Here is a 10,665-nt window from a genome sequence, read left to right as displayed (position 1 = left end):
AATAGAGACGGTTTGCTACTCTGTCAGGAGAGGAATCATCGCTCGATTTCAATCTATCAGAAGGAGAGATATGCAATGAGTTAATGAAAATAAAAAGGGTGAGTCTAGCCCACCCCTTAAGGAATCCATCAACTAAAAGCTGTTCGTGAAAGTTGCTTGTATTCCTTCAAGCTTGATTTTCCAAATCGCACTAGCTATTCACTGAAGGATTCGGCTCTTTCAGGGCAGATTGTTCAACTTCCTCATCTTCCCCAACCCGCTCTTTTTGTTTCGGGGAAACCGCTCTTACTGCAACCGTTTCAGGTTCAGCGTTGGTTTCGATCGTTTCACTGCTATTTGCTTCGTTGCTGTTCGAAGGATTTTCAGCCGCGCTACCTTGAGTGTTTGCCATAAAGCCACTGCTTAATACCACAGGCTCATCTTCGCTTGCTGCTTCGTATCTCTTCATCGGCGAAACGGTAGAGATTGGGGCAATTTCTGCGCTGGCAGCAGGAATGATCGCACTTCCGGCATCGCTTCCGGTATCGCTACTAAGCTGGCTGGAAACTCCAAGCTGGTTTCTTGCTGTTGTCACCAGAGAGTTAAAGTTGGACTTTAGCGAAGACATGATTTCTTGTCCCATCTCGGTAGCCACTACGTCGTTTGTGCGATCGAAGCGATCGAACCAGGCGCGGGTTTGGCGACCCAGACGAATGGAATTATTCCAGAACCAATCAAGGGTAACCAGCACCAGACAGAACACCAACCAGGCGAGCTTTCCGGTTTCTTGCAAAATAGTCCAGGTGACAGAAAGGGCTTGCTTGTAGATTGCAGCCGTAGTAGGAGCGGAGATAAGCTGCCAGAGTTTGTTGGCTTGAAGTGAAATTTGATTGCTCATGAGTCTGTAGGAGGGCAATTAAGCGACAGTATAATCGTTTACTTTTATCGAAAAATCGACAATCAGAACGTAGCCAATCGGAACGAAAAAAACAGAACCTAACCCGTTAATTAAAACGAATGCAAAATCAAGAGTAACGCTTTACCTTAAAAACTGGTGCTTTGGTATAAACTCGCTTCGTTCCTAAGCTTATTGGCTTAAACGTTGGTTTAAACGAATTGATTTGAATTCGATCGTATTTCTATTTAGCGTGTCATATCTAAAATTTGAGCGACTCTCTCTTCAGATAGGAAATTTGTTGTGGTTAGGAAGAGCAATTGTGAAATTCCTATGACTTGCAATCCAAAATTGTTTTCATACATCTCTACCTTTTTGCAGAATTTTGCCTCTCAATGCTGAAGGTTGTATTTCTAGATATCAATGCTGCTTAAAGAAGATTTAATTGCATGAATCTGAGATTGCTTGAAATGCTGGCTTTGCGCTCTTTTTGTATCAGTTTGGCGATCGAGCGTCTATCTGCCGCTAATTCTTATCAGCGTAACCTCACACAAAATTCAGATTCTTTCCTGCGGAACGGTCGGTACACTATTGGGGAGAAGTAAGTGACCTAGAAGCAGAAGAGACTATGGATGCCGCAACGCTTTGGCAACGATATCAGGACTGGCTGTACTTCCACTCAGGGCTGGGTCTGTATGTGGACATTAGCCGGATTCGGTTTGACGATTCCTTCCTGTCCATGATGGAGCCGAAATTTGAGAAAGCTTTTCGCGATATTGCTGCGCTCGAAGGCGGGGCGATTGCCAATCCAGACGAGAACCGTATGGTGGGGCACTACTGGCTGCGCGACCCCGACCTTGCTCCCACCCCCGAACTGAAGCACGACATTGTGGAGACGCTCCAGCGCATTCATGCCTTTGCCGATCGCGTTCACCAGGGCGAAATTCGTCCGACCGATGCCGCAAAGTTTACCGATGTGCTATCGATCGGGATCGGGGGATCGGCACTGGGGCCGCAGTTTGTGTCTGAGGCATTGAGTTCGGTCAATGCGCCGATGCAGATTCACTTTATCGACAACACCGACCCAGCAGGGATCGATCGCACCCTGGCAACGCTAAAAGATCGGCTTGCCTCAACCCTGGTAATCGCCACATCAAAATCCGGCGGCACGCCCGAAACCCGAAACGGAATGCTTGAAGTCAAGCGCGCCTACGAGCAGCAGGGACTCAACTTTGCTCAACACGCCGTCGCCGTTACCGGAATTGGCAGCAACTTTGAAAAGCTGGCGAAATCAGAAGGCTGGATTGATATCTTCCCGATGCATGACTGGGTTGGCGGTCGCACCTCCGAAATGTCGGCGGTCGGTCTGCTTCCGGCTGCACTTCAGGGCATTGATATCGACGCGATGCTGACAGGCGCGAAAGAAATGGATGCCGCAACCCGTGTACCCGATTTGCGAAAAAATCCTTCTGCACTGCTGTCGTTTGCCTGGTATGCCGCCGGAAACGGAAAGGGCGAGAAGGATATGGTGATTTTGCCCTACAAAGACAGCTTGCTGCTGTTCTCGCGCTATTTGCAGCAGTTGGTCATGGAGTCGCTGGGTAAGGAAACCGACTTAGACGGCAACAAGGTTTATCAGGGCATCGCTGTTTACGGCAACAAAGGCTCAACAGACCAGCATGCTTATGTCCAGCAGCTTCGGGAAGGCGTAAACAATTTCTTTGTCACCTTTATTGAAGTGCTGCACGATCGATCGGGTTCTTCGATCGAAGTCGAACCGGGGGTTACCTCAGGCGATTTCCTCTCCGGTCTGCTTCAGGGGACAAGACAGGCACTCTACGAAAATCAGCGCGACTCTATTACCATCACTGTGCCTTATGTGGATGCCCGGATGGTGGGCGCACTGATCGCCCTTTATGAACGCACCGTCAGCTTCTACGGTTCGCTGGTCAACGTCAACGCTTATCACCAGCCTGGAGTCGAAGCCGGTAAGAAAGCCGCCGCCGCCATCCTCGATCTCCAGCGCAGCATGATGCAAACCCTGAGCGAAGCCGGACAGCCAATCGCCCTCACTACCCTGGCAGACAAGATTGGAGCCAGCGATCGCATCGAGTCCCTCTACAAAATCGCCCGCCATCTGTCGGTAAACAATCGGGGAGTTAGCCTGAGCGGGGACTTGAGCAAGCCATCGAGCCTGATGATCGGGCTGAAATAGTTTTGATCCGCCGATCGCGTAAAACAAGCGTAGAAAAAACGTTCTATCAGCGACAATGGACGATGGATAGTCGATCGATTGGCAGTTTCCCAAGAAACATTGCCCTGAAGAATGTTTGAGGAGTTGCAAATCTTCTACATCGCCCTCTCAATTCCCAATGAGGGACTTTGAGCAGCCTCAGGAGGACTCGGTTTTCCCCAGAGCTGGCTTGGAGGGCGGTTTGGATTACAGGCAGGACGATTCAAACATTTTCTTAGAGCCAATTTGATCCAATGTCCATCGTTTTTTAGGTGAAGTGGCAATGGCGATCGCAGATGAATGGTTAGAAATCGGCAAAATCGTCGCGGCTCAAGGGCTAAAAGGGGAGGTGCGCGTCTACCCCAACTCGGACTTCCCAGAGCGATTTGAGGAACCGGGAAAACGCTGGATGCTGCGCCCCGGTAAAACAGAGCCGGAAGTGATCGAGCTAATTTCAGGACGCTATCTCGCTGGAAAAGGCCTATATGTCCTCCAGCTCAAGGGCATTGTCGAGCGCGCTCAGGCAGAACAGCTCTACGACTGCCGCCTGCTGATTCCCAGCACCGATCGTCCTCATCTCGAAGAAGATGAATTTCATGTGCCGGATCTGCTGGATCTGGAAGTGATCGATCAGGCGACCCAGCAGGCGATCGGACGAATCAAGGATGTAATTCCGGCAGGCAATGACTTGCTGGAAGTTGAACTTTATCAGGCAGGAGCACATCAGGCAGGAGCAGACGGGACGATCGAGCAGCTTGCCCAAACAAAGGAGTCAGCGAAAACGGTTTTGATCCCGTTTGTCAAAGAGATTGTGCCGATCGTCGATCTGGTTCAGCGTCGAGTGGAGATCGTTCCGCCTCCGGGTTTGCTTGATTTGAAGTAAAGCCTTTGAAGCTTGTCGTAAAGCTTGTCGTGAAGCTCAGGGCGAAGACTGCCGCGAAAAGACAAAAGCGGGTCTTGCCCGTCCGGTCGTAAGGCTTACCCATCCCAGTCCTTGGCGAGTTCCGACCCAAATCTTATTGCCTGCATCCGCTGCCAGCGACACAATGCGGCTAGAGGGCAGTCCTGCCACTTGAGTCACGATCGCCCCATTAAACGGATTCACTTGAAATAAGCCATTGTTTGTGCCGACCCACAGCCGCCCCAGTCGATCGAACTGAGCAACGGTGACTTCCTGTCCGCGAAAAGGCGTGACCGAACGTAAGACCGCTCGCTGCTTGGGATCAACCACCAGCAAGCCTTCTGGTGTGCCGACCCAGAGGTTATTGTCTGATCCCAGGGTCAGTGTCTGGACTGCCTGACCGGGAAGATCTCGAATGCGGGCGATCGGGGCTGCGCTAGCGGTGTTGATTTGCACCAAGCCCTCAGCCGTGCCGACCCAGAGCTGACCCTCAGCATCTAGACTCAGCACATTGCCGCTATTTCCCGGCAGTTCTCGATAAGTGGTCATCAACAGCCCTTCATCGGGACTGATCATTGCCAGTCCCTTGTCTGTACCCACCCATAAAAAACCGCGTCGATCGATCTGCAATGCCAGAATCCGATTTGAGGGCAGGGTAAAATTTTGCGCCGTAATCTCATTCGTACGTGGCTCAACCCGATGCAGCCCGCGATAGGTTCCGACCCACAGCCGCCCCACGCGATCGAGTGCCATTGCGCCGATCGTTTGATCCGGTAAACTCACCCGTGCCTGAACCCGTCCCGTATTGGGATTAATTCGAGCGAGTCCCTGCCATGACCCGATCCACAGGCTACCCGTTGCATCTAGCTGAAGTGCCGAAACGCGATCGTCTTGAGATGCAATGCTAGGAGGAGTAGATTGAGCCTGGGCAAGGTTAGCGGCAGAAAAAGCAGGCGGCTGAGTTTCCAGATGGATTCCTGCTGCTGCACTCCATCCCAACACCAGAACACCAGCAGTCTGGGCGATGTGACGGCGACAAGCAAAAAAGGTCATGGCGACGATAACCCGATCGAGTGAAGGTCAAAACTACAGGGACGTTGAAGCTGAGCAATAGCATACCCTGTTTTTTAGAAACTGGTTCGTATAGACGATATGGGTCAGTTGGGACTTTGGGAAACGGCGAGGCGATCGAAGCTGATCGGGCAGAACCTTGAAACAGCTTCTCCCGTTGCCTGGATATCGGGAGGTGAAACCGCTTAATATACACTAAACATAGATGAACACAGGCAGCCGATCGCGGTAGCCATCCGTCAACAGCAAAGTAGCAAAGGTGGTTCAGCCAATTCCTCAACCCGAATTGAGTTAACCCGTCGTAAAAATCAGATTTATAGCGAGTTTAGCGATGGCAGACGAAACAACTCCCCCCGCTCCTGATGTACAGACGCCCGATGCGGCGGCAAAACCCGCAAAAGTCCCCAAAAAGGAAAAGCCTCCTGCCTTGGAGGACAAGCCCTTTCAAGAGCTCATCTCGCAGCATTTCTTACCGGGTTTGCAGCAGGCACTCGGTAAAATTGGCATTCAGGATGTAGACCTGAAATTTGAGCAGAGCAAACTGCCCATTAGAGGCTTTGAGGATACTCCCTTGTGGCAGGTCATCGGGCAATGGCAAAGCGATCGTCGTCAGTTCTTCTTTATCTTTTCCAAAGAAGACATTCAGGCTCCCAAGTATTTCTGCTGTTCCGATAGCAGTGCGCCGCCCAGTACTCTGGAATCGTTTATGATCGACGAACGCAGAGTCACGCTCGACTTGATGCTGCTCTACGCTATTCAGCGTCTCAATGGGCAGAAGTGGCTTGTCCGTAACTAAAAACTGAGACAAATTTGACAAAAAACAAGGGGGCTTTCGCCCCTTTTTGATATCTAGCCAATCTTGGCACGAAAATCTCTAGGCGCTCTTCAGGTCGTTCCAATATTTGTCGTAGAGGTCGAGTGCCTTTCCAACGGGGGCAATCCCATCAGAAATCGACAGGAGCTGCTGCGTAGGATATCGCTTTGCATCGCTCTTAATCTGTGTGGGAAGCTTATCAAAAGCAATCTTATTGGGGGTAATCACGTTCATTTGCTCAACCCCATAAATTGCATTTTCCGGTTCTAGCACGTAGTTGATCCAGGCGTAGGCAGCATCCAGAGTTGGAGCAGAGGCAGGAATTGCAACCGTATCAGTCCACACAGAAGTGCCGCTGTTGGGAATGACGTATGCCAATTGGGGGTTATCCTTGGGCAGCAGGTTGCCAAAGGTCGAGTAGGTCATGCAGGCAGCCAGATCACCACTGATCAGCTGGTCTTCCCAGCCAAAGGTGCGAAAGGCAGCGATCGACGGCTTCAGTTCCAGCAGTTTCTGGTAAGCGGCTTCGATTTGCTTTGGATTGGTGGCGTTGTAGGAGTAGCCGAGGGATTTGAGCGTCGCGCCCATCGTTTCCCGTACGTCGTCAAGCAGGGTGATTTTTCCTGCCAACGCCTCTTTGTTGTCCCAAAAGAAATTCCAGTCCTGCGGCGGGGTCTTCACAATTTCACTGTTGTAGAGAATCCCCGTTGTGCCCCAGCAATAGGGAATGCTATGCGCGTTGCCCGGATCATAGGGCGGACTCTGCCAGCGATCCATGAGTCCGTTCACCCCCTGAATTTTGCTTGGATCTAGCTTAGTGAGCAAATTCATCTCGATCATTTGCCGCACCATGTAATCAGACGGGTAAATAATGCTGTACTGCGCTCCGCCCCCTGCCTGAATTTTGGCAAGCATTGTTTCGTTTGAGTCATAAACATCGACAACGACTTCAATGCCCGTTTTGTCAGTAAATCGCTTGAAAAAATCAGGATTGCTGTAGTCGCCCCAGGTGTAAATGTAGAGCGTTTTAGCATCTCCCGAACCGCCACTGGCTGCCGGAGCCGCGTCAGAATCAGAGGCAGTTCCTCCGCCCTGGATCGATCGTGCACAGTTTGAAAGGGCGATCGTCGAGAGTGCTGTTGCTGAAAATTGCAAAAACCGCCGCCGGGTTGATCGTCCAACTATCGATCGCGGCTTGTCGCTAGTCATGGAGGTATTCCTATTTGTATTGATGAAAGCAGTGAGATTTTTAAAGTACAAAACTATTGCGGGAAGGATAGTTCATTCAGCACAATTATTGATTTCTCTTAGCAGGAAATAGAGCCAGTGAATTGAGATTCGTTAAAGTTTTTATTTCATAGAAAATGGAGCAGTAAATTGCTCCTGATCTCAAACCTGCCTTAGTTTCAATTTGATTAGTTTCAATTTGAATTGATTTAACCGTTCTTTGGGTAATTTTAGGGATAAAAAAGCATTGAAACCGCAAAACTCTGCTCTCGCTTAGTCGATCGCAATCTCACGAGGCGTATCATCCGCAGTCGGCATCGGTTCTGCTTCGGTTTGCGACTCATTGTCCCTAAACCACTGCTTCACCTGCTGGCGGGCTTGGTTCTTCACGTCTGGCGTAATGCACATTGCCACTGCGCTCAGTGCCGCTGCCAGTGTACCTAAGTCATCTGCATATCCAGAGATGGGCAGAAAATCGGGAATTGCATCAGCAGGCAAAATAAGGTAGGCCAGTGCAGAATAAATCGTCATTTTCGCCCAAAGGGGAGTTTCAGGTCGCTGGGCTGCGTAAAACAGTGTCAACGCTTTTTCAACAACTTCTCGTCCAGCAACGATCGCCGCACCCTTGAGCTTGCTCCAAAAATTCTGCTCCGAATACTGATTGTTTTTGCCTGCCATCTTTCTTTTTTCTAGCAATGATTTTCTCAATTTAACGTGTCAAGTTCTGATTGTGTGAAGCGAATTCAGGCTAGTTTCCAACTGAAGCAGGACAACAGACGCTAAAAAAAACGCCGCCCCTGTGAAGAGACGACGAATGCACCTTGAGGAAATCCAATTTATCAGAATGCTGGGTGAACTTAGCCGAAGATGCTGCCGAAAAAGTCGATCGCCTCTTTCAGCGACTTGATAAAGGCATCTACTTCAGCTTTAGTGTTGTAGAAGTACAGGCTTGCCCGTGCGGTAGACTGTGCGCCAAGGTGACGGTGAAGCGGCTGTGTGCAGTGGTGCCCGGCACGAATTGCAATGCCTGCCTGATCAAGAATGGTAGACAGATCGTGCGGGTGAACCGAACCCGTAGTGAACGAAGCCAGCGCAGCGCGATTATTTGCCTGAGCATTTGGCTTAGGTCCATAGGTTGTTGCTTCGGGGATCTGACCGATCTGCTGCCACAGGTAGGCGGTCAACTCATGCTCGTAGGACGCAATTCTGTCCATGCCGATCGCCGTGAGGTAATCTACGGCTGCACCCAGCCCGATCGCTTCGGCAATGGCAGGCGTACCCGCCTCGAACTTGTGAGGCAGATCGGCATAGGTGGAATGATCGAGAAATACATCGGCAATCATCTCGCCGCCGCCCAGGAAGGGAGGCATCGATCGCAGAATGTCTAGCTTGCCGTAGAGAAAGCCAATTCCGGTCGGAGCACACATCTTATGCCCGGAAGCCACCAGCCAGTCGCAGCCGATGTCCTGCACATCCAGCCTCATGTGGGGCGCACTCTGGCAGGCATCGATCAGCACCTTGGCGCCGTACTGATGTGCCAACGCCACAATCTCCTTCACAGGAGCAATGCTGCCCAATGTGTTCGAGACGTGAACGACGGATACCAACTTGGTCTTGTCCGAAAGCAGTGATTTGTAGTGATCCAGGTCAAACTCCTGCGTCTCGGTCAGCTCTACAAACTTAAGAACCGCACCCGTCCGCTGTGCCAAAAGCTGCCAGGGAATCAAATTGCTGTGGTGCTCCATCACAGTGAGGATAATCTCGTCGCCGCGCTGAAGATTTGCATTGCCCCAGGCATAAGCGACCAGGTTGATCGCTTCGCTCGCATTGCGCGTATAGACAATCTCCTGACGCGAAGCCGCATTCACAAACGCCGCTACCTTGTCCCTTGCCCCCTCGTAAGCATCTGTCGCCCGTGCGCTTAAGGTATGCACACCGCGATGCACGTTGGCATTGTCGTTCTCGTAATAGGATCGCAGCGCATCCAGGACGGCGATCGGCTTCTGAGAGGTTGCCGCATTGTCAAGATAAACTAGAGGCTTGTCGTGAACTTTCTGCGACAGGATAGGAAAGTCCGATCGCACGCTAGCAGCTAGGGTTATCTCTTGTGCAAGGGTCATGGCTGGTTCGGGTAAGGATCTGGTGATAGGAAAAGAAGGAGAGAAAAGATAGATTAGCGAATGCCGCAGGGACGGCTGTGATAGTTTTTCGCAAACGCAATCAGGGATTGCTTGAGGGATTCAACGGGAACCCGATCGATCACTTCGTAGGCAAAGGCATAAACTAACAAACGCTCGGCACTTGCCGCATCAATGCCCCGACTCCGCAGATAGAAAATTTCGTCATCGTCAAGCTGGCTGACCGTCGCGCCGTGGGTACACTTCACATTGTCTGCCACGATCTCTAGCTGAGGTTTGGTATCAACTCGCGCTTTGGAAGAGAGCAATAAATTGCGGTTGAGCTGTCCGGCATCGGTCTGCTGTGCTGCCTGCGGTACGAATACCTTACCGTTAAAGACGGCATGTGCCCGGTCATCGACGATACATTTGTGAAGTTGTCGGGTTGTGCCGTAGGGCTGGGTGAGGGCAATCGTGCTGTGGGTATCGCTGAGCTGCTCGCCGCTGATAAAGGTCAGTCCATTCAAATTCGTCTCGGTTTGCTCGCCCGTCTGGTAAATCTCCAGATGATGCCGCGACAGCTTGCCGCCTAGGTCGATCGCATTACAGGTGTAGCGAGCAGTACGTGCCTGGGAAACAGCAGTCTTGCCGATGTGGAATGCGGCTAAACTTTCCCTCTGAATTCTAGTGTGACTGATCTGCGCGTTCTCTGCCAGGAAGATTTCCGTAACGCTATTGGTGAAGGATTGCTCCTCCCCGATCGACACATACTCTTCCACGATCGTCAACTCGCTATTTGGCTCTGCAATCACCAGGACACGAGGCTGAATGAAGGTAGGCGTACTGCGGGTCGTGGAAACAAAGAGTAAGTGAACGGGAGCGTCGATCGCCTGATTTTTCGCGGCTTTAATCACAGCAGCATCGCTGATCCCTGCCGTATTCAGAGCCGTAAACAGTTCTTCTGATCCAGGCTGCTGTCCCAGATAGTTCTGCAACGATTCACGCTGAGTTTCAGACAGTGCCGACAAATTGGTGACGGTCAATCCATTGGAGGGCAGGATTGTCGAAAGCTCCGGCGCATACATTCCGTTGACAAACACCAGCCGAGTGCTTTCTTCTACCAGCGCAAATTGGGTTACAGCATCGACATTGACGGCGGAACGGCGATCGATCTGCTCAAACCGCAGCTTCACCAGTTCCGACAAATCCGTAAACCGCCACTCTTCGTCCTTTGTCGTCGGGAAGGACTGCTCCTGGATAAGGGCTAAAGCACGAGCGCGCAACGATTGCAGCCAGCCGCCTGAAAGAGATTGCTTTGTCAGTTCAATCAAGTGATTGGCAAAATCGAGGCGCTGCTGAGCCGCATTGCTGACCCCAGTTTGTTCTGGCACAGAAGAGACTTGAATACTCATCGATTAAACTCCTGTT

9 protein-coding genes are annotated in these 10,665 nt (G+C 51.1%); 3 read left to right on the top strand and 6 right to left on the bottom strand.

Features of this window, described 5'->3' with window-relative positions; genetic code table 11:
• Positions 1-190: 190 nt before the first annotated feature.
• Entirely contained in the window at positions 191-877 is a 687-nt protein-coding gene (locus H6F80_RS03885; protein WP_190790297.1) for a hypothetical protein, read from the bottom strand.
• 625 nt (positions 878-1,502) lie between these two features.
• Between H6F80_RS03885 and H6F80_RS03880 the strand changes: the two genes are divergently transcribed.
• A complete protein-coding gene (locus H6F80_RS03880) occupies positions 1,503-3,089 on the top strand; it encodes a glucose-6-phosphate isomerase (protein WP_190790296.1) in 1,587 nt (528 codons plus the stop codon).
• A gap of 301 nt (positions 3,090-3,390) precedes the next feature.
• On the top strand, positions 3,391-3,990 hold the full coding sequence (gene rimM / locus H6F80_RS03875) for a ribosome maturation factor RimM (protein ID WP_190790295.1): 600 nt from the start codon (positions 3,391-3,393) through the stop codon (positions 3,988-3,990).
• Between the two features lie 36 nt (positions 3,991-4,026).
• Here the strand turns inward: rimM and H6F80_RS03870 are convergent, their stop codons facing one another.
• Positions 4,027-5,061, bottom strand: coding sequence for a ligand-binding sensor domain-containing protein (locus H6F80_RS03870; protein ID WP_190790294.1), 1,035 nt, complete (start codon positions 5,059-5,061; stop codon positions 4,027-4,029).
• A gap of 349 nt (positions 5,062-5,410) precedes the next feature.
• Between H6F80_RS03870 and H6F80_RS03865 the strand changes: the two genes are divergently transcribed.
• A complete protein-coding gene (locus H6F80_RS03865) occupies positions 5,411-5,875 on the top strand; it encodes a DUF2996 domain-containing protein (protein ID WP_190790293.1) in 465 nt (154 codons plus the stop codon).
• 78 nt (positions 5,876-5,953) lie between these two features.
• Here the strand turns inward: H6F80_RS03865 and H6F80_RS03860 are convergent, their stop codons facing one another.
• The 4 genes from H6F80_RS03860 to sufD form a co-directional block, all read right to left on the bottom strand.
• Complete coding sequence (locus H6F80_RS03860; RefSeq protein WP_190790292.1) at positions 5,954-7,102, bottom strand: ABC transporter substrate-binding protein; 1,149 nt, start codon at positions 7,100-7,102, stop codon at positions 5,954-5,956.
• A gap of 291 nt (positions 7,103-7,393) precedes the next feature.
• Entirely contained in the window at positions 7,394-7,798 is a 405-nt protein-coding gene (locus H6F80_RS03855; RefSeq protein ID WP_190790291.1) for a YkvA family protein, read from the bottom strand.
• Positions 7,799-7,977: 179 nt separating this feature from the next.
• A complete protein-coding gene (locus H6F80_RS03850; RefSeq protein WP_190790290.1) occupies positions 7,978-9,240 on the bottom strand; it encodes a SufS family cysteine desulfurase in 1,263 nt (420 codons plus the stop codon).
• Between the two features lie 53 nt (positions 9,241-9,293).
• Positions 9,294-10,649, bottom strand: coding sequence for a Fe-S cluster assembly protein SufD (sufD, locus tag H6F80_RS03845; protein WP_190790289.1), 1,356 nt, complete (start codon positions 10,647-10,649; stop codon positions 9,294-9,296).
• Positions 10,650-10,665: the final 16 nt, after the last annotated feature.

It is taken from the genome of Leptolyngbya sp. FACHB-711 (assembly GCF_014695615.1).
In the GTDB taxonomy this organism is placed as follows: domain Bacteria; phylum Cyanobacteriota; class Cyanobacteriia; order Elainellales; family Elainellaceae; genus Leptolyngbya_A.
This window is presented reverse-complemented; position numbering and strand designations above follow the sequence as displayed.